Annotated in this window: 19 protein-coding genes; 4 read left to right on the top strand and 15 right to left on the bottom strand. The window is 60.5% G+C overall.

From position 1 onward, the window contains the following. Positions 1–8: 8 nt before the first annotated feature. Together WD767_01755 and WD767_01750 are read right to left on the bottom strand one after the other, a co-directional pair. Positions 9–1,400, bottom strand: coding sequence for an ureidoglycolate lyase (locus WD767_01755; protein MEX2614796.1), 1,392 nt, complete (start codon positions 1,398–1,400; stop codon positions 9–11). 85 nt (positions 1,401–1,485) lie between these two features. Beyond that, positions 1,486–2,685, bottom strand: a complete 1,200-nt coding sequence (locus WD767_01750) for a HAMP domain-containing sensor histidine kinase (GenBank protein ID MEX2614795.1) — start codon at positions 2,683–2,685, stop codon at positions 1,486–1,488. Between the two features lie 732 nt (positions 2,686–3,417). On the opposite strand from WD767_01750, the gene WD767_01745 reads away from it, so the two are divergent. Then, the gene (locus WD767_01745) at positions 3,418–3,888 is read left to right on the top strand and encodes a helix-turn-helix transcriptional regulator (protein MEX2614794.1); all 471 of its coding nucleotides are present in this window, start codon (positions 3,418–3,420) and stop codon (positions 3,886–3,888) included. Here WD767_01745 and WD767_01740 read toward each other — a convergent pair. Together WD767_01740 and WD767_01735 are read right to left on the bottom strand one after the other, a co-directional pair. After that, the gene (locus WD767_01740) at positions 3,880–4,506 is read right to left on the bottom strand and encodes a gamma-glutamylcyclotransferase (protein MEX2614793.1); all 627 of its coding nucleotides are present in this window, start codon (positions 4,504–4,506) and stop codon (positions 3,880–3,882) included. The two genes, WD767_01745 and WD767_01740, sit on opposite strands and share 9 nt — an antisense overlap. Positions 4,507–4,578: 72 nt before the next feature. After that, positions 4,579–5,646: a hypothetical protein gene (locus WD767_01735; GenBank protein MEX2614792.1), complete on the bottom strand. Its 1,068-nt coding sequence runs from the start codon at positions 5,644–5,646 to the stop codon at positions 4,579–4,581. A gap of 268 nt (positions 5,647–5,914) precedes the next feature. Between WD767_01735 and WD767_01730 the strand changes: the two genes are divergently transcribed. Then, entirely contained in the window at positions 5,915–7,183 is a 1,269-nt protein-coding gene (locus WD767_01730; GenBank protein MEX2614791.1) for an MFS transporter, read from the top strand. Positions 7,184–7,190: 7 nt separating this feature from the next. Here the strand turns inward: WD767_01730 and WD767_01725 are convergent, their stop codons facing one another. Then, complete coding sequence (locus tag WD767_01725; GenBank protein MEX2614790.1) at positions 7,191–7,460, bottom strand: hypothetical protein; 270 nt, start codon at positions 7,458–7,460, stop codon at positions 7,191–7,193. A 356-nt stretch (positions 7,461–7,816) separates the two neighbouring features. Between WD767_01725 and WD767_01720 the strand changes: the two genes are divergently transcribed. Further along, the gene (locus WD767_01720) at positions 7,817–8,299 is read left to right on the top strand and encodes a hypothetical protein (protein ID MEX2614789.1); all 483 of its coding nucleotides are present in this window, start codon (positions 7,817–7,819) and stop codon (positions 8,297–8,299) included. A gap of 15 nt (positions 8,300–8,314) precedes the next feature. Here the strand turns inward: WD767_01720 and WD767_01715 are convergent, their stop codons facing one another. Further along, positions 8,315–9,196: a CoA ester lyase gene (locus WD767_01715; protein ID MEX2614788.1), complete on the bottom strand. Its 882-nt coding sequence runs from the start codon at positions 9,194–9,196 to the stop codon at positions 8,315–8,317. Beyond that, positions 9,193–9,648, bottom strand: coding sequence for a MaoC family dehydratase (locus tag WD767_01710; protein MEX2614787.1), 456 nt, complete (start codon positions 9,646–9,648; stop codon positions 9,193–9,195). Before WD767_01710 ends, WD767_01715 begins: the two co-directional genes overlap by 4 nt. A gap of 209 nt (positions 9,649–9,857) precedes the next feature. Here WD767_01710 and WD767_01705 point away from each other — a divergent pair, with 209 nt between their 5' ends. Further along, positions 9,858–10,706, top strand: a complete 849-nt coding sequence (locus tag WD767_01705) for an isocitrate lyase/phosphoenolpyruvate mutase family protein (GenBank protein MEX2614786.1) — start codon at positions 9,858–9,860, stop codon at positions 10,704–10,706. A gap of 22 nt (positions 10,707–10,728) precedes the next feature. Here WD767_01705 and WD767_01700 read toward each other — a convergent pair whose 3' ends face one another. The 8 genes from WD767_01700 to WD767_01665 form a co-directional block, all read right to left on the bottom strand. Then, positions 10,729–11,046, bottom strand: a complete 318-nt coding sequence (locus WD767_01700) for a type II toxin-antitoxin system RelE/ParE family toxin (protein MEX2614785.1) — start codon at positions 11,044–11,046, stop codon at positions 10,729–10,731. Next, positions 11,046–11,279: a type II toxin-antitoxin system ParD family antitoxin gene (locus WD767_01695; protein ID MEX2614784.1), complete on the bottom strand. Its 234-nt coding sequence runs from the start codon at positions 11,277–11,279 to the stop codon at positions 11,046–11,048. Before WD767_01695 ends, WD767_01700 begins: the two co-directional genes overlap by 1 nt. Positions 11,280–11,344: 65 nt before the next feature. Continuing rightward, positions 11,345–12,538, bottom strand: a complete 1,194-nt coding sequence (locus WD767_01690; protein MEX2614783.1) for a CoA transferase — start codon at positions 12,536–12,538, stop codon at positions 11,345–11,347. A 10-nt stretch (positions 12,539–12,548) separates the two neighbouring features. Beyond that, the gene (locus tag WD767_01685; protein MEX2614782.1) at positions 12,549–13,502 is read right to left on the bottom strand and encodes a glycine/sarcosine/betaine reductase selenoprotein B family protein; all 954 of its coding nucleotides are present in this window, start codon (positions 13,500–13,502) and stop codon (positions 12,549–12,551) included. Positions 13,503–13,551: 49 nt separating this feature from the next. Further along, positions 13,552–14,046 (bottom strand): aromatic-ring-hydroxylating dioxygenase subunit beta, encoded by a 495-nt coding sequence (locus WD767_01680; protein MEX2614781.1) that lies wholly within the window; start codon positions 14,044–14,046, stop codon positions 13,552–13,554. A 14-nt stretch (positions 14,047–14,060) separates the two neighbouring features. Continuing rightward, entirely contained in the window at positions 14,061–15,401 is a 1,341-nt protein-coding gene (locus tag WD767_01675) for an SRPBCC family protein (protein MEX2614780.1), read from the bottom strand. 15 nt (positions 15,402–15,416) lie between these two features. Further along, a complete protein-coding gene (locus WD767_01670) occupies positions 15,417–16,199 on the bottom strand; it encodes a class II aldolase/adducin family protein (GenBank protein ID MEX2614779.1) in 783 nt (260 codons plus the stop codon). A 94-nt stretch (positions 16,200–16,293) separates the two neighbouring features. Further along, the gene (locus tag WD767_01665; protein MEX2614778.1) at positions 16,294–18,093 is read right to left on the bottom strand and encodes a thiamine pyrophosphate-binding protein; all 1,800 of its coding nucleotides are present in this window, start codon (positions 18,091–18,093) and stop codon (positions 16,294–16,296) included. Positions 18,094–18,185: the final 92 nt, after the last annotated feature.

The following is an 18,185-nucleotide window of genomic DNA, read 5'->3' as shown; positions in this document are numbered from 1 at the left end:
TCATGCCGTCATGCGGTCACCACGGGACCGTTCGCAACCTTGTGCCATTCGGTATCCACCTTCGAGCCGTCATCGAAGCGCAGCATCAGGCATTCCGCCTGTTCGTCCAGCGCCGTGAACGGATGATGCCAGACATCGGGATTATAGGTAATCCCCTGATTTACATCGCCGTGGAAGGCCAGCAATTCACCCGTGACCGGCTCGCCGTTTTTATCCGACGGCGCGACCAGCACCAGATAGCGTCCCATATTGAAGGGTACGAAGGTCTGCGACGAATACCGGTGAATTTCCAGCGCCTTGACCGTAAAGGGCATGGGTGACGGCGCGAAATACGACATGCAGGCGTTCATCTGCGCATTGTTCCGGCGATTTTCCATCCGGGCGACAAGGCTGTCGCGGGTGCCCGGGGAGCCGCCTTTGCCGGCGGGGAAGACATGGCCGTATGGCGCGAAGGCTTCCGGCGTCAGCGGCTGCGCCGTCAGCGTCTGCGCGCCGCTGGGCGGTGCGGTGAATTTGCGATTCGGCAGCGCCGCGGCATACATGGCCAGCGCCTCCTCAAGCGTCCGGTTCGGGTCTATGGTTTCCCGGGTTTCCCGGGCAATCGGCGTCTGATCCAGCAGCGTGAAGACCTCGCCCGCCGCCTGGTGAAATCCCGTCGGCAGCCCGGCACGACCGAAGGTCGCGGCGATTTCAGCCATTTCACCGATCCACCGTCCCGCATCGACGGGCAATCGCGGCACCCAGCGGCGCATCTCCGCCTCGACATCCGGACGGCTGCTCTTCAGTTCCGCCAGCAGGACATCGGAGAGCCCCATGACTTCGCCCGTGACCAGGGCAGCGGTATAGAGCGTCCACGCCCCTTTGGTGGTCGCGGCGAAGCACATTTTCAGGACCGATGCACGGCCGATTTCGGGACCGAGCGGCCGCACTGCGATGTGCTCGCTGGCCAGCACGTCCATGACTTCGGCATCGGGGCCGCTGACATAAAAACGGGTCGCAAGCGCCGTCCGCCCGGGCGGTGAACCGACGATGCCCGCATCGATAAAGGACGCGCCCGCCGCCGTGATGATTTCCGCGGTTTTCAGTGTCGTGCCGGTGGAAACCGCATTGCAGTCCGCGTAATACGGTTTGCTGCCCGCGGTCTTCATCGCGGCGCCAACCAGCTCCGCCGTGGCGATGGCCGCGGCGGGCGGCATGATGGAAAGGATCAAGTCCGCCTCCGTCACCAGGGATTCGAGCGACGGCATGTCCTCGATCCCGGCGATTTCGGATAATTTTCGAGTACGGTCGCTGCGACCGGCGAGGCAAGTGATCACGCGCAGCCCGTGCTTGCGGAGCGCGATGCCGACATTATGCCCCATATCGCCCGGGCTCAAAATCGCCACTGTCCTGATGGTCATGGATAATGCTCCCCTTTTATGCCTGCGGGTTTACCGTTCAAACGGGCAGCATACCGCAGCCGGCGGGGAAGTGGCTACAAGGGGATCATGCGGCGCGCTTTGCGGGGAAGCGCAATGTGATCGTCGTGCCCTCGTCGACGACGCTATCCAGCGTGAAGGTGCCGCCATGCAGTTCGACGAGGGACTTCGCCATGGGCAGGCCAAGTCCGGTGCCGCGATGGGTCGTATCGCGTGCGGTACCTTCCACCTGTTCAAAAGGCCGCATGACACGTGCGATGTTCCGCTGGGCGATGCCGATTCCATTGTCCTTGACCACGACCATGATGTCGCCGGTTCTGTCCTCCCGGAAAAGCGAAATGCCGATTTCACCGCCGGAGGGCGTGAACTTGACCGCATTGGACAGCAGGTTCAGCAAGATCTGGCGGATCATCCGCGTATTTGCGCGCATGTTCGGAATATCCGCTGCAATATCGAGGCTCGTTTTCAGCCCGGCTTCTTCCGCCTGATCCGCGATCATTCGCATGCAGACTTCGACGGAATCGCGCAGGTCGACGACGTCCTCGACGAATTCAAGCTGCCCCGATTCAATCTTGGACAGGTCGAGGATATCGTTGATCAGTTCCAGTAGGTACTGGCCGCTTTCCCGCACATCCTTGGCGTAGCCGACATACTGTTCGGAACCCAGCGGCCCGACCAGCTGCGACTCCATGATTTCCGCGAAACCAATGATCGCGTTCAGCGGCGTCCGCAACTCGTGGCTCATATTCGCCAGGAACTCGCTTTTCGCCTGGCTTGCCGCGCGGATATCCCGCATCGTCGTGAGCAGGCTGACCTCCACATCGCGATGGCGCGATACTTCGCGTTCCAGTTCGGTGTTGCGGCTTTTCAGCTGATTCAGTTGCGCGCGCGTCACCGTTTTCTCAGCGTCGCTTTTGGCGGTGGCGGATCTCCCCGCGCCGGTGGTTTCCGGGGTTGCCGATGCCGCTTTCGGCCGGGGCGTGTTACGCGACCTGTTTTCGATCAGTTCCATAAGCTGGAACACCGATGACTTGATGGCGTCGAGGCGTTCATCAGTGCGCGCGATCCGCCCGCTCAGTTCCTCCACTTCAGGGTTGACCGGACGGCCGGCCCCCGGCGGCGATTCCGCGCCGGTCTCGTCGGCGTCGCGGTATCCGGCGGCGAGAAGACGGTGGATGGCCGACAGTTCCCGAACAAGCGGCCCCACGGCTGACGAACTGCTACCCTGAGAGGCAACGATGACGTCCAGCGCCTTACTGAGCTGCATCGCCTCATCCAAGAGGCGATGCATGCCGGTCGAGGCCTGCCCGGGTTGTTTTCGCTCAGCCACTCTATTTCGTATCCCATCAACTCGATCACTCGTTTCGCATGGCGGAACGAATTCCGGGCGACACCTTATTTGACGCGCGGTTTTCCGCGTCGCCCAAATGGATGAACTGCCGTTGCAGGGTAATTGAGGATCGAAGCTGCTACTCCTTGCGCCATTTTCCGGACCATCGGCGAGCCGCGTTTCCGATGCCGGGAACCTGCGGCCACCACCTTCGCCGATGTAGTTATCGGACGTCGGCGCGGCACGGCCAAATGAAAAATTTTATATTTAATTTCATATAGTTATTGCAGAATTTATATGCAAATTCTAAATTGGAATTTAATCCTTCGACAATAAAGTAATTGTCGCTACAGGGATAGTAGGGAATAACGCCGACACCTTTCCGGCACAGTGTCCGGCTTGCAGAACAAGCGCCAGATATTTTTTATTAAAATGCAAACTTTCATCACAGAAATAGCAGATTTTTCTAATTAACCAGATTAATTAACAAAATTAACCAACTGTCATGATCCGCCACAACCGTATCTATCTTACAGAAAGTAAAGCACCGTCACAGGTGTGAAGGGAACCTGTCGCGGTTCCCTTCAAACCGGATGTGCTGTAGAATAGGATGCTTCGCTTAGTTGAACGGCTGTAAACAAATAATGCAGAAAAACCGGAACGGGAAACATGACCACCTCCAGAAAGTCTTTCCATCCCATTGACACACATGTTGGCAAACGCCTTCGCATCCGGCGCAAGATGCTGTCGCTGAGCCAGACGATGCTCGGCGAATCCATTGGACTCACGTTTCAGCAGATCCAGAAGTACGAGCGCGGCGCCAACCGGATCGGCGCCAGCCGGCTCTTCGAACTGAGCGAAGTTCTGGATGTGCCTGTTTCCTATTTTTTCGACGACCTCCCGGCCGACATTGCGCAGGCGACGAGTCCCGACGCCAGGGAGACGGGCGACCTTGGCACATTAACGGAAGACGCGCTGTTCGAACCGGTATCGGTGGATCTTCTGCGCGCCTACAGCTCAATCGATGACCCGCAAACCCGCAAATCGATGTTCAATCTCGCCAAGGCGCTGGCCAAGGACACGCCTTTGGCGGATAGCACGCCGAAAAGTCCGGATCAAAGACGCAAGCGGTCAGCCTGACGGCGCATCGCCCGCTGCTCGGGCAGCCTCCCGGCGCACCAGCCTTCCCAGGAGTGCAAATTCCTTGGTCGTCCCGGGGATATCCCGGAGGGCGCGTTCCGTCGCGTAAAAATACTCCCGGCAGGTGCCGAATACCCCCTCTGCCAGGGCAATATGGCGCGCGGCTTCCGCCGGCGCCAGGTCGCCGGCAAATTGCGGGTGTCGCCGGTTGACAATGAAGGCCAGCGCGGTCGCGGGGCCGTCATCCGTGATTATGGCGACCCGTTCGGGATCGTAGACGCCGGTCCACATTTCACGCTCCCACAACGCCTCCAGAATCTCGCGATGCGCGACTGCCGACAGCCGGATCAGAACGCCACCGCATCGCGCCCCCGCGTCGCGGCGCAGCCCGAGACCGAGTCCCGGTAATTCCGGAGTCCCGCGGGCATGCGCTGTCCAGACGCAGAATGAGCGCCGGTACCCCGGCAATAATGCATTTGATCGGTCAAAATTCCGGTATGCCGCATCCCACATGAGGGAGCCGTAAACGAATACGCGGATTTCGTCCTCCCCCCTTGCCAGTATCGCATCGAGACTCTGCCGCCGTACCTGCGCCGTCAGCGGCGCGAAGGGCCCCACCCGGCGCACACCTAATACCCGACCGGTGGGGGCAAAAACGGAGGACAGGTCGAACGCGCCAACCGTCGCGTCCTATTCCGCGGTTCCCGGCACCGGCACCGCGACCTCACTCGGCCCGGCGACGGCATCCGGTCGAAGAATTATTTCATCGGCGGAAAATTCGGTCAGATCCTTGGTCAACCGACCGAGGAAGATCTGCTCGTTATTCGCGCGATAGACATTGACCTTGGCATTGAAGACGGAATGCTGAAAATTATGTTTGTCGCTGAACCGGTAGCGGCAGATATTGAATTTCCCGCCGGCTTCGGCATGACCGGTCAGGTAGCACTTTATTCCGGACACTTTTTCCCGGGACAGGTTTACATCCTTGAATTCAATCAGGCGTTTCTGCGCCTTTTCCAGAAAGGCTACCGCGTCATAATTTTCCATGTCCGTATTCACGCCTGCCCCGGCTCCTGAGGTGACTTTGAAGTCACCGATCAGAATCTGGTTCTGCAGCGCAATTTCAACCATCCGGGCCAGTTGGATCGTCGCGTTACCGACGATATAGCTGCCGGTGCCCGGTCGGGCGCCTTCCGCCAGAAAATATTCAAAGCAGTCACCGACATGAAATCCCGTCCGCAATACCGGGACCGTCGTCGCAATCCCCTTGCGCTGCCCCAACGAGTTGTCGGCGAGCACGAGCATCAGAAAACAGAATAGGTCGATATTCGCATCGACTCCCTCGGCCCGGTTCCAGACATAGAAACCGTCGCCTGTCGTCGAATGGCACAGCGATACATCCAGCTTGTTCTCGACCGTCCGCTGATAGGCGACGTTGATGGAATAGGACAGACTGTTCAGCGCCGTAACCTGTTCGAGCGGCGAATACCGCGAAAACCCCACGATATCGAAAAGGACGACCGCCTTGTTCGCAAGCTTGGTAATGCCAAAACGCCGGGTCAGGTATTCCAGCGCCCGCGTGCCGATGCTGTTGCTGCGGATGGCCGGCGGAATGACGATCCGGTACGGTTCGATTTCACAGATATCCGAAATCAGCGCCAGTTCCTTGCTGCTGCGCTGCATCGCACCGACCAGTATTTCCTCATGGTTATTGAAAAGGTTGGGCAGCAGGTATTGCGGCACCGCCAGAACATCCAAGCCTTCATCCGTGGGACTCCACGCGACAATGGCGTTGCGACCGAGACGCCACAAACGAATCAGTTCGTCATCGACAAACCTCAGATATTGTCGTGAAATCTCCAACGCCACTTTAAACTGGCCCTTGCCTACCCTGTAACAGTATGATTACTAGTCATAAATTGCACCCGCATTCAAGCTTCAAATCGCAGTTGCGGCCACCGTCACCCACACCCGGTCAAACGCGGCATGATTTAAGTTGTATTCGGTTAAGGAACAGGAAAGCCGAATGCCAGATTCGTCATCAGAACGCGCCGCATTGAAACGCGCCGCCATGAAACGAAACGTCGTCCTGGGGGCGTCGCTGCTATTCATGCTCATCGGTACCGGCAGCGTTTATTTCCTGGTCGTCGCCCTCAAACTGATCAGTGCCGAATTCGACTGGCCGCGCGCCGTGCCGTCGCTTGCCTATTCCCTGCAGTATTTCGGCGCGGGCATCGGCGGCGTCTTCATGGGGTACTGGCTGGACCGGACCGGCATGACCATGCCGGCGGTAACCGGCGCCGTAATGATCGGCATCGGCGCCATGCTGACCAGTATCGTGACGAATGAATGGGAACTTTACTTTATCTACGGCGTGCTGATGGGCTTCCTCGGCCGCTCCGCGCTGTTCTCACCGCTGATGGCCAATATTACCCGCTGGTTTGAGCACAACAAGAGCATGGCCGCCGGCATGCTGGGCTCGGGACAGGCGTTGTCCGGCGCCATCTGGCCGCCGATATTCCAGTACTTCAATGACACAATCGGCTGGCGGCAGACCTCATTCTGGTACGGCGTGTTCGCGCTGGGCACGATGCTGCCGCTGGTTCTCGTGCTGCGCCAGAAACCGCCGGCGGCGCTGGCGGCACTGGCGCCTGCCGCACCGAGGGCTTCCGGCCCCGCCGAACCAGGACACACCGCCCCGGCGCCGCGTGCGCCCCTGTCACCGCGCGCAATGCAGGTGACATTGTCCATTGCGTCGATCGGGTGTTGCATCGCCATGTCGCTGCCCCTGGGCCACGTGGTATCGCATGTCAGCGACCTCGGCTATTCTCCGGCGCGCGGCGCGGAAGTCCTGTCGATCATGCTGGCATGTGCGGCAGTGAGCAGCTTCTTCGGCGTCGGTTTCCTGGGCCGCCGGCTCGGCGGTTTACGGGCGATTTTCATATTTTCCTCCGCGCAGGCGTTGTTCCTCGCCACGCTGGCATTCGTGGACAGCCTCACCGCCATCTATATTATCGCGGCGCTGTTCGGACTGGGGTATGGCGGCATCTTACCCCTTTATCCCGTTATCATCCGCGAATTCCTGCCGGCATCGGAAGCCGGAAGGCGGACCGGGATTGTCATCCTGTGCGCCGGCGGCGGCATGGCGCTGGGCGCCTGGGTCGGCGGTTATGTTTTCGACCTGACCGGTTCGTACGATACGGCATTCCTGATTGGCGCGGCTTTCAATGTCGGGAACCTGGCGATTATCGGAAGCCTTATTCTGCGAACGAGGCAGCAGGCCGTCTTCGCCTGAACTCCGCTCAGCGGCGGGCGAAATTTGCCGCGTAAATATCGCCGATGCCGTATACGCGCGCGAAGGACTTCGCCCAATTCAGTGCGTCCTCGAAGCTTTCGTCGGAATCGAACGGGTTCTTCTGAAACGATATCTCGCCGCCCGCCAGCCGGTAACGGCAAATGACATTGGTGACGATTTTCCTGGGATCGACAGGATGCGGCACCGTCAGTACCCGGATATGGTTCCCTGAATCGCCGGGAAATCCGGTGGCTGGATCGACCAGATGTATTTCCATTCCACCCCTCACAGATCATTGACACAGCAGTGTCGGGACGCAGCCGACACAAGCCGGAAGATCGCTAAAAAGCGTTAACCGACTGTTAACGGTAAACCCGGCAGGCGCCTCTTGCGGGCCTCTCAGACCGGTGCCGTTCGGTACGCCGTACATCCGCCGCCCGACCAGAAATGGGCACGATCTTCCGACATGTGCCACGAAATTTTCAGTATATTTAGTTGAAATTCGATTTAATATTTTTCATTAATTTAAATGAAATAAATATACCTATTAACTTATTTTAAATTAATAAAAAATATTTGTTACTTAGATAAGTTTTGGTTATTGCTTGGTATATACCAGAGGAAAATTGCAACATGATCGTAACCTTGTACAATCATATGAATTGCCTTCCTGCGGACCTGGGGGATCATGTTTTTGTCTTTACGGGCCGCGCGTTCGACCCAGACGGAGAACCCGAAGGCATCATTACCGTCGCGAGTTGCAGCTATCGCGTGGGCGAGCAACTGGTCAGCTTTCGGCGCAATATGGAAAGCGACTCGCAACGTTTTGAAAATACGCTGAAATGGGCGGTCAAATGCGCCGCCACCTTCGGCATTGAGAATATCCATGCCGTGTTCGAACTGAACCGGCCGATCAGCGCCCGGTACCTCGAAAAGATCTGTCCCGACGGCGTCGTCGATTTGCGGCCGCGCGCCGCTGCCCTCTGCGAGGCCCGCGCGCCGGCGGCGAACACGCGTCCGCGCGGTCAATCCGGCGCCATGCTTCCGCGACGACGCCTCGTATTCCGCAACCACAACCGAACGATCAAATCCGCCCGGCCATTCTTCAAATCCTGATCGCTTTCTCGTCGATCAGGTCTTCAGCGACGCCACAAGCGCCAGCACCGCGCGCGCCTGCTTCAGGTGCGGCATATCGATCATCATGCCGTCGATCCCGATCGTACCGGCCCCGGGGTTCCGGTCGAAGGCATCGACGATACGCTGCGCATGGGCGATTTCTTCCGCCGTCGGCGTAAACGCCCGGTTGATCGGCGCCGACTGGTCGGGATGGATCGCCATCTTGCCGAAGAAGCCGGACCGCCGCGCCTGCCCCGCTTCTTCCTCCAGCCCCTCGATATTTCGGAAATCGGTAAAGACCGTATCCACCGGCATCACCTCGGCCGCGCGGCAGGCGGCGAGGCACAATGTCCGGGCCAGCAGATAGGGGCCGTCATAACTGCCGTCGGGTAGCCGGTTGTTGCTGGCGCCGAGCGCCGCCGCCAGGTCTTCCGCGCCCCAGGTCATGCCATACAGCCGGTCGGTCGCGCCGATAAAGGTGTTCAGCGTGAACAGCGATTTCGCGGTTTCCGTCGCTACCGCCAGAATTCTCGTCGACCCGATCACCAGACCGTCCCGGGCTTCCAGCGCCGACAGGGCGTTCGCCAGGGCCACGGCATCCTTCGCCGAATAGGTTTTCGGCAGGACGATTCCGTCCGGCGCGCCGGTCATCACCGCCGCGAGGTCCGGCATTGCCTTGTCCGTGTCCAGCGGATTGATCCGCACCCAGAGCTGCTGTTTCGTCCGGTCGGCGCGCGCGGACAGGTACTCCGCCACCATGCCCCGGGCCACCGCCGTACGGTCCGGCGAGACCGAATCCTCCAGGTCCAGGATCAGGGCATCGGCTTCGTTGGTGATCGCCTTTTCCATTTTCCGTTCGCTGTCGCCGGGAACGAAAAGCATTGAACGCAGGGTCATGCGGCTTCCTTTTTCTTCATGAAGGCGGAGCGCACGCAGAAAGCGACTTCCTCGTCACGCTGGTTGAAGGACCGGTGTTCGAAGACGACGACGCCGGCATTGGGCCGGGATTTACTGTCGCGCTTGTCGATCACCGTGGTGGTGGCGCGCAGGGTATCGCCGTGAAATACCGGCTTGGGAAATTTCACATCGGTCATACCCAGATTGGCGATGGTCGTGCCCAGGGTCGTATCGTCCACCGAGACGCCGATCATCAGTCCCAGCGTATACAGACTGTTGACCAGCCGCTGCCCGAATTCGGTTTTCTTCGCGAACTCTTCATCCAGGTGCAGCGGTTGCGGGTTGTGCGTCAGCGCGCTGAACAGGACATTATCGTACTCCGATACCGTTCGCGTGATCGCATGTTCGAAAACATGCCCGATCTCGAACTCTTCGTAATACAGGCCTGCCATCAAAATCGCCTTTCTGCCTTGTTTCCTGGATATATCCTTTAACGGTGCCGCGCCGCGAATGCTTCGGCCGCCGTCTTAGCAACGCCCATCCTTTTGCCTGTAGCCAGTGTTACGGGCTGTATCCGGTTTCCATTTTCGCGGCATGTATCCGATCCGTTACTATGGCAAACCGATCCGTATTGCGAAACAGGGAGCAAAGAGGGAAACCCATGGACAAAATCGCGCAAAAAGCGAAAGCCGAGGCCTTCCTGACCCTGCATCACGCGCCGGAGATCCTCGTCCTGCCCAATTGCTGGGATGCGGGCAGCGCGCTGATCCTGGCGGAAGCGGGCTTTCCCGCCATCGCCACCACCAGCGCCGGGATTGCCTTTTCACGCGGTTTCGCCGATGGGCACCGGATCAGCCGCGCGGAAATGGCCGCCGAGGTAAAGCGATGCGCCGATGCGGTTTCCATTCCCGTTTCGGCGGATATGGAGGGCGGATACGGGCAGACGCCGGACGACGTGGCCGAAACCGTGCGCCAGGCCATCGCCGCCGGCGCAATCGGCGCGAATATCGAGGACGGCGTCTATGACGTGGGTACCGCGAAACCGCACCTGCTGGATCCGGCGCTTTGCGTGGACCGCATCCGGGCGGGGCGCGAGGTCGCGGATGCGCTGGACATCCCCTTCGTCATCAATGCCCGGGTCGACGTCTACCTGATCGCCGGCGGCGAACGGACAGGTGCGATGTTCGAAGACGCCGTCGCCCGCTGCAATGCCTGCTATGCCGCCGGCGCGCGCAGTGTCTATATCCCCGGCATCGCGGATGCGGATCTGATCGGGCGGCTGGCGCAGGCGGTCGAGGGGCCGCTCAACATCCTCGCCGGGGCGACTACGCCGCCGACGGCCCGACTGCAGGAACTCGGCGTCGCCCGCGTCTCCATCGGCGGCAGCCTCGCCCGCGCCTGCCTGAAACTGGTGCAGCACGCGGCGGCAGAACTGCGCGATGGCGGCACATTCGGGTATGCGAAGGACAGTTTTTCAAACGCGGAACTGAACCGGCGGTTCGAACCGTAACGGTCTGGACGATCAGACCGGTTCAAATCTTCCAAGGCGCGCTTAGCCACCAAGAATCGCTGAAATATCCATCCGCTCGTGCAGGACCCTGACGATCAGAATTCGGGTCATTTTCTGAGCGATATACGATCAGGTGGTTGCCATACCGACATAGCCGGACAGGTGGATCGAACTCATGGCGCTCCGGGGCGATCTCCGGATTCCCGGCCAGATTCCGGAACAGCATTTCCATGTTGGATAGATAAATACGGCGCTGCACGCGTCCCCACAGCGCCTGCGTATAACGACCGATTTCGCGGATATCGTCTCGCGCCTGCCTGCTGACACGAAACTCGGACATTAGACGCTATCGAGTTCCGCCTGGATCGCCTCCATGCTGAAATCCTCCGCGACGCCACTTTCCAGCCCTTCGGTAATCAGGGACTGTAGCTGTGCTATCTGCGCCGCGCGTTCCTGGTCCCGGCGGATCAGATCGCGGACATAGTCGCTCGCATTGCTGTAGCGTCCGGTCTGCGCCTGCGCTTCCACCCACAGCTTCATCGGGTCGGGCAGGGAAACATTCATCGTGGCCATAATACCATCTCCTTGACCGGAGAATACCATTTGACAAAATTTGCCAACAATTTCCGCCCCGAGCCCTACAGCACCTTGTCCGCGCGGAACTTCGCGATCTCTTCGGCGCTGTAGCCGGCGTCGGCGAGAATTTCATCCGTGTGCTGGCCGATGGTCGGCGGCGGGCGGTCGATGCTGCCGCCGCCATGCGCCATCTTGAAGCCCGACCCGATCATCGTCATCGGCCCCTTCGGCCCGTCGACCGTCTGGAGCACGTCGCGGTATTCCAGTTGCGGATGCGCGACGGCTTCGTCGATGGTGCGGACGCTGGCGCAGGGGGCGCCGCCCTCCTCCAGGATTTTCTCCCAGGTCTGGGCGTCGTTCTCGCTCAGCGCGTCCTCGATGATTTCCCGCATGGCCGGCTCGTTCTCGATCCGTGACGGCCAGTCCCGGAAGCGCGCGTCCTCATAAAGTTCCGGCCGTTTCAGGGTGTTGGCCAGTTTGATGTACTGGCCCTCATTGTTCACAGCCAGCAGCAGGTACCCGTTTTTCACCCGGAACAGGTTGGCCGTGGGCTTGCGGCTGATCGCCTGATTGCCGAACTGGCGCTGCCGGTGCCCCGCGACCGTGTAATCGACCACCGTCGGCGACAGGAAGCTGAGCGTTGAATCGAACATCGCCACATCGACCAGCTGCCCCTTGCCCGTGTGGGTGCGCTGGTAGATCGCGCTGGAAACGGCAAAGGCCGCCGTCATGCCCGTCAGCGCATCGCAGACCGCGAAGCCCGCGCGCAGCGGCCCGTCCCCTTCATGCCCGGTAATCGACATGACGCCGCTGAGCGCCTGAATCTTGCCGTCATAGGAGGGCGCGTTTTTCTGCGGCCCTTCCCGTCCAAATCCGGAGACGCCGCAATAGATCAGCCGCGGATTGATCTTCGACAGGTCGTCATAGCCGATACCGAGCCGGTCCATGACGCCGGGGCGGAAATTTTCCATCACCACATCGGCATCCGCGACCAGCCGCTTGACGATTTCCACCGCTGTCGGGTGCTTCAGATCGAGGGTCAGGTTGCGCTTGTTGGCGTTGACCGCCATCCAGGATGGCGCCATGCCCATATCCGCCCATTCCCTGCTGAGCGGGGTAAAGCGGGAATCCTCGCCTTCCGGGCGTTCGACCTTGATGACATCCGCCCCCAACAGGGCAAGCTGGAAACTGCTGAACGGGCCGGCGAAGACCTGGGTAAAATCCAGGATCCTCACGCCCGAGAATGGTTTGCTCATGGGTACCCGGTTACTCCGCTGCGTTGCTCCCGATGCCTTCGGCTTCCCGTTTCCTGCGGGCGATTTCCTTCTGTTCGTCGAACGCCCGGCGGCGCTTTTCAAGTTCCTCGGGCGATATCCGTTCCAGATTACTGAAATCCAGCTTCCAGTCCGGATCGTTGCTCCAGCGCTGCGGCGACTGAACCGTCGTACGCGGCCCGGGCGCGGTCTCCAGCACCTTCAGCGCCAGTTCCAGCGTCGCGGCCTGCGATGCCGGATCGTTCGGCTTGCCCGCCGCATTGCCCAGCGGAAAGTCGCTGAACAGAAAACGCGGCACGCCGACAAATTCGACGATATCCTTGGCGCAGCCCATGATGACGGTGGGAATGCCGTGTTCTTCGAGGTAGCGGGCAACCAGACTCACGGTCTGGTGGCACACCGGTCAGGTAGCGACAATGACGGCCGTATCGGCCCCGTCCTCGCGTATCCGTTCCAGCAGTTCGACGCAGTCCTGTTCGACCGTTGTCTTCTGGCTGCGGTTGGTCGGCGCCCCGTAGAAGCGCTTCGACACCGCGCCGATCCGTCCGGCCGCCGCCGCATCGTGCAGCGCCGCCAACGGAAACCAGCTGTTCATGTCTTCTGCAGTGGTGTGCAGTCGGTCATAGCCGATATGGGAAATCCGCTGATCCGGCACATGATCCGTCGTGTCGGTATAGACCCGATAGAACTTGGCGGCGGAATTGTAGGCCGCGCCCGGTCCCTGATCGCCCTTGTCCGGCTGGTACGGCGCTGACGTCGTCACCAGGGCCACGGTCGATTCCGACAGCGGCTTCTTCAGCGGCGTGAACGGCACATCGACATAGTTCGCCCAGCGGTATGGTTTTTCGTAACCCAGCGCCAGGTAATAGTCCCTGATCCGCTGCCGATAGGGGATCGGCGTATCATGCTCGGCGGCAAAATCCAGCGCATCATCCAATGCGGTCATGCGGAATCCTTTCAACAACATATTCCATAACGTTCATATAACAGAAGTATCAGACGCAGAAAACATCCAGCAGCGACGGCACGAAATCGTTCATCAGCGTGATCTTCTTGCGCCTGATGCGCCATTCATCGTCAATTCTTACCAGGCCATGCTCGTAGCGTCCGAAGAAGACATGCTGGGTCTTGTTGCGGATCATATAGACATGGCAGGCGAAGGCGGATTTTACCGTCATCGCGCACCCGGTCGCTGCACCGTCCAGAACCATGTTGCTGACCTGGTGCGATGTGCGCGGCATCGGGGTCAGCGCCGCCGCCTGCCCCGACCGGATACGCCAGACCCGGTCCTCCAGCCCGCCGCGGGCCCTGAAATAGAACATCGAGATTTCCCGGTCCGGGTCGGCGGAAAGCGTATCCTCGCTAAGCCAGCTTGGCGCCCAGAACTCGCAATCCTCGCAGTACAGCGCGATCCATTCATCCCAGCGCCGCTCATCGAGATACAGCGCCTCGCGCGCCAGCAGGTCCGCGCCCGCGCGCAGCAGGTCCATCTGGTCCAAAACCGTCACTCCGCGGCGAGCGGCAAGGCGCCGGACAGCCGCTTCACCCATTCCTGATAGGCGGAATGGTAACTCACCTCGTTCTGCATGGCGTATTTACCCACCATGCTGGCGACCGGCGAAATGCCCAGTTCCCGCGCGTGTTCGTTGGCGCCGGGTTGCAGGGCGGTGATGCCGCGTTCGAAGCATTGCAGCCAGTCGTCATCGGCGCTGACAAACCCGGCCTGACAGTCCTCATACACGATCGTGTCGTCCGGCGTCGCCAGTCCGGAGACATTGAAGAAATCCTCGTGCTGCCGGATCCGGGTGTAACGCAGGTCATCCGCCTCCCCGACGGGCGCGAGGCTGTACATCACCATCTCGGTCTTGTCGACGGCGAGCGGGGTGATCGTGCGCAGCACCAGCGAGGTCGAATCCGCGATCTGCAGGTTCGGGAAAATCGTCAGATTGCGCGCCCGCACCATCCATTTCGCCCGGACCTCCCCGACCCGTGCCGTCACTTCCTCGATCTCGCCCCAGAGCGGCTGGGTCTCCGGGTTGGGCTGGTCCGCCCACATCACCGCATGGCCGTTGCCCAGGTTGAACATGCCGGCCGGCATGGCGAAACGGCGCTGGAAATTCGGCGAGGTCACCTGCCGGTTGGCGCTTTTGCCCGCTTCACGCTGGTTCACGATATTGACGAAGCTGCGATGGGTCGACGTCAGGTGATAGAAATCGAGGCTGTTGTCGAGCTGCAGCTTCCAGTTTCCGGCATAGGTGTAGTTGGTGCGGCCGGGCACCAGTTCCATCCCGTCGCGACCCTGGTCCATGACCAGATCAAGGAACTGTTTTGCCTCGCCCAGATAGTCGGACAGTGACGGCACGTTCGGATTCAGGCTGACGAACAGCAGTCCCGCATAGCTGTCGAACCGCGCCACGGGCAACAGGTCATGGTCGCAGGCGTCGAAAGATTTGGCATAGCCGCCCGCCTTGCGGTCCTTGATGTCGAAGTTCTTCCCAGAGGAATCATAGGCCCAGCCGTGATAGTCGCAGACATGGTACTTCTTGTTGCCGCGCTCCACATGGCAGATCGCGGCGCCCCGGTGGCGGCAGGTATTGTAGAAACAGTGCAGCACGCCATCCTCGTCGCGGGACACGATGATGGAGCGGCGCCCGATTTTCGTGCAGAAAAAATCGTTCGGTTCCGGGATCTGGTTTTCCAGGCAGACATAGACCCAGCCGCCCTCGAATATCCGGCGTATTTCCAGATCGAACAGGGCCGCGTCGCCGAAAACGTCCCGATGGACCTTGAAGGTCCCGCTGTCCGGATCGTCGATGACATACCGCGCGGCATCGTCAAATCGCATGGCGTTCGCTCCGGGTCAGTCCTTGAACGAGGGGTCGAGGCGCTCGGCGAGCCGCAGGCAGGCGGCCCAGTCCTTGCCCCCCTTCAGAAAATTGCCGCCGTCCCTGAACTGGCTGTGGGCGTAGTCGCAGGCAGCCTTGTCCGGCACCAGGTAATTGCCCTCGCCCGCCGACAGGGCCGCGATCTGCCCCTGACATGCCATTTCCAGCCAGTGATGGTTGACGACGCATTCGGCGACGCTTTCGCCGCAGACCAGCACACCGTGGTTGCGCAGCATCATCAGGCTGCCGCCTTCCAGATCGCGCAGCAGTTTCGGCGTCATGTCGTGGTCGAACTCGAAGCCTTCGAATTCGTGGTATTTCAACTCACCCCAGAACCGCATCGCATGCTGGTTGATCGGCAGCAGACCGAATTTATGCGCGGCCACGCCCATCCCGGCAATGGTGTGGGTGTGCAGAGTCGCGTTCAGGTCCGGTCGCGCCTTCAACAGACCCGCGTGGATGATCAGCGCCCCGCCCTTGATCTGTTTCACATCGGTATCGAGGATGACATTGCCGGCGAAATCGACCTTCAGGAAGGACGAGGCGGTGATTTCGGCAAACATCCAGTCCGTGCGCTTGATCAGCATATGATCCGGTTCGCCCGGCACGCGCAGTCCGAAATGGTTGTAGGTCATGTCGTTGACGCCGTAATGCGCCAGCACCCGGTGCCCGGCGGCCAGCTCTACGCGCGCCTGCCATTCTTCCGGACTGACCTGATCGCGAACGGATTTTCCCCTGGTTACCAGATGAACGGTCATGGCCTCTTCTTCCTCGCCGACTGCGGTGATCCGAATAGAAAACCCGCACCGTCCCGATGTCAAATTATCCGGCCGGCTTGCACCAGGAGCGGCGCTATTTCGGCACGAAGCGCTCGCCGATCGCCGGCCTGTTGACGCCCAGCCCCGGCAGTTCCCACACACCCGCGCCCGGCGGATTCAGGTCGCCGCTAATATTGGCGTCGATCAGAAAGGGTTTGTTGGCGGCAATCGCGGCCTGGATCGCATCGCCCAGATCGCCCGCCCGGTCGATGCTGACGCCCTCGACCCCCGCCGACCGCGCCATGGCGGCAAAGTCCGGATTGTAGGGCTTGCCGGTTTCCGGGTGGTGGAAATCGGTCGCCAGTTCGCGGCTTTCCAGATAGCCGCGCTGCAGCCCCCGGATCGACCCATAGGCGTAATTGTTCCAGACCACCCAGACGGCCGGGATATTGTACTCAACCGCCGTGCCGAGCACGTTCGCATGCATGAAGAACGCGCCATCGCCACAGACCGAAACGGCGGGCCGGTCGGGCGCGGCCAGTTTGGCGCCCAGCACGCCGGCGACGCCAAATCCCATCGGGCCAAAGCCCATGGAGCCGATCAGCGAATCCGGCCGGGTCGGTTTGCAGAACTGCAGCAGCCAGTTGTGATGCACACCGATATCGCTGACCAGGATCGCGTCTTCCGGCAGCGCCTTGTCGATTTCCACGGCCGCGCGCTGCGGATTGATGGGCGATGAATCATCGGTGAAGCCCGGCGCAATAAAGGCGTCCCATTTGGCGCGGTAGGTATCGATCTCCGCCAGCCATTTCCGGCTCACCGGAGTCGGTCCCCCGGAATATCCGCGCCGATCGAGTTCGCCCAGAATCTGGCGCAGGAAGGTGCGCACATCCGCCATCAGCCCCAGGGTGACCGGATAGTTGCGGCCGATTTCCTCCGGATCGATATCCACATGGATCAGTTTGGAGGGCGGGATTGTGAAGGAATAGCCCGGTATCCACGAACTGGACGTCCGGTCATCGAAGCGCACGCCAAGCGCCAGCAGCACATCGGCCTGACGGCAGGAATGGTTCGCCTGATAGGTGCCGCCGCGCTGTACGAGGCCCAGCGACAGCGGGTGCTCGACCGGCAGGGCGCCAAGGCCGCTCGCCGAGGACGCCACCGGAATCTGCAGCCGTTCGGCCAGCGCCTTCAGTTCCTCGGCGGCGCCGCCATAGCGCACCCCCTGCCCCACGACGATCACCGGCTTCTCGGCGGACAGCAGCATATCGACCGCTTTCTCGACGCCTTCGGGATCGGCGCCGCAGCGGCAGGAGATATTCGCGCTCCATTCCTTCGGATCCGGGGTTTCCGCGGCGGATTCCTTGAAGATATCGAAAGGCACGTCCAGCACCACCGGGCCGGGCCGGCCCGTGACCATCGTCTTCCAGGCCTGCCGCACCATCAGCGGCACCTGTTCGCCGCGGGTCGGCTGGTAGACGCGTTTGCAATAGGCCTGCACGGTGGACGGAAAATCGGCCTGATAATGGCGGTAGGTTTCCTGGAAGGCGCCCCGGTTGAACTGGCTGGTCGGCACATTGCCGGTGATCGCCAGGAACGGCACGGAATCGAAGAAGGCATTGGCGAGGCAGATCGGCATATTCGCCGAGCCGGGACCGCAGGAGGTGAAGGTCGCGGTCGCCTGGCCGGAGACGCGGTAATAGACATCGGCCATGAAGCCGGAGACGCTTTCATGATGGACGGAGATAGTCTTGATATCGTCCGACCGCTCGTACATCGCATCAATCAGCCCGATATTGCCGTGCCCGCAAAGCCCGAAGACATAGGGCACATCCTCGCGGATCAGATAATCGATGATAACCTGGCCGCCATTGAGCTCATTGCTGTCCGTCATGAAAATGTCCCCTACGTCATTGATATTCAAATATTTATCGGACCATTGCATGCACCTTCGCCGACAGACTGGGAACCGTAACGGGCGCGGCA

Source organism: Alphaproteobacteria bacterium, assembly GCA_040905865.1.
Classification (GTDB): Bacteria; Pseudomonadota; Alphaproteobacteria; order UBA8366.
Note: the sequence above shows the minus strand (reverse complement) of the source record. Positions and strands in the feature narration are given on the sequence as shown.

Bases quoted from the DNA above. Each gene is read 5' to 3' on its own strand.
- WD767_01695 (MEX2614784.1), bottom strand. From the start codon at position 11,279: ATGGCCACGATGAATGTTTCCCTGCCCGACCCGATGAAGCTGTGGGTG.
- WD767_01715 (MEX2614788.1), bottom strand. From the start codon at position 9,196: ATGACCCTGCGTTCAATGCTTTTCGTTCCCGGCGACAGCGAACGGAAA.
- WD767_01755 (MEX2614796.1), bottom strand. From the start codon at position 1,400: ATGACCATCAGGACAGTGGCGATTTTGAGCCCGGGCGATATGGGGCAT.
- WD767_01705 (MEX2614786.1), top strand. From the start codon at position 9,858: ATGGACAAAATCGCGCAAAAAGCGAAAGCCGAGGCCTTCCTGACCCTG.
- WD767_01690 (MEX2614783.1), bottom strand. From the start codon at position 12,538: ATGAGCAAACCATTCTCGGGCGTGAGGATCCTGGATTTTACCCAGGTC.
- WD767_01670 (MEX2614779.1), bottom strand. From the start codon at position 16,199: ATGACCGTTCATCTGGTAACCAGGGGAAAATCCGTTCGCGATCAGGTC.
- WD767_01700 (MEX2614785.1), bottom strand. From the start codon at position 11,046: ATGTCCGAGTTTCGTGTCAGCAGGCAGGCGCGAGACGATATCCGCGAA.
- WD767_01710 (MEX2614787.1), bottom strand. From the start codon at position 9,648: ATGGCAGGCCTGTATTACGAAGAGTTCGAGATCGGGCATGTTTTCGAA.
- WD767_01745 (MEX2614794.1), top strand. From the start codon at position 3,418: ATGACCACCTCCAGAAAGTCTTTCCATCCCATTGACACACATGTTGGC.
- WD767_01750 (MEX2614795.1), bottom strand. From the start codon at position 2,685: ATGCAGCTCAGTAAGGCGCTGGACGTCATCGTTGCCTCTCAGGGTAGC.
- WD767_01725 (MEX2614790.1), bottom strand. From the start codon at position 7,460: ATGGAAATACATCTGGTCGATCCAGCCACCGGATTTCCCGGCGATTCA.
- WD767_01680 (MEX2614781.1), bottom strand. From the start codon at position 14,046: ATGGACCTGCTGCGCGCGGGCGCGGACCTGCTGGCGCGCGAGGCGCTG.
- WD767_01675 (MEX2614780.1), bottom strand. From the start codon at position 15,401: ATGCGATTTGACGATGCCGCGCGGTATGTCATCGACGATCCGGACAGC.
- WD767_01665 (MEX2614778.1), bottom strand. From the start codon at position 18,093: ATGACGGACAGCAATGAGCTCAATGGCGGCCAGGTTATCATCGATTAT.
- WD767_01720 (MEX2614789.1), top strand. From the start codon at position 7,817: ATGATCGTAACCTTGTACAATCATATGAATTGCCTTCCTGCGGACCTG.
- WD767_01730 (MEX2614791.1), top strand. From the start codon at position 5,915: ATGCCAGATTCGTCATCAGAACGCGCCGCATTGAAACGCGCCGCCATG.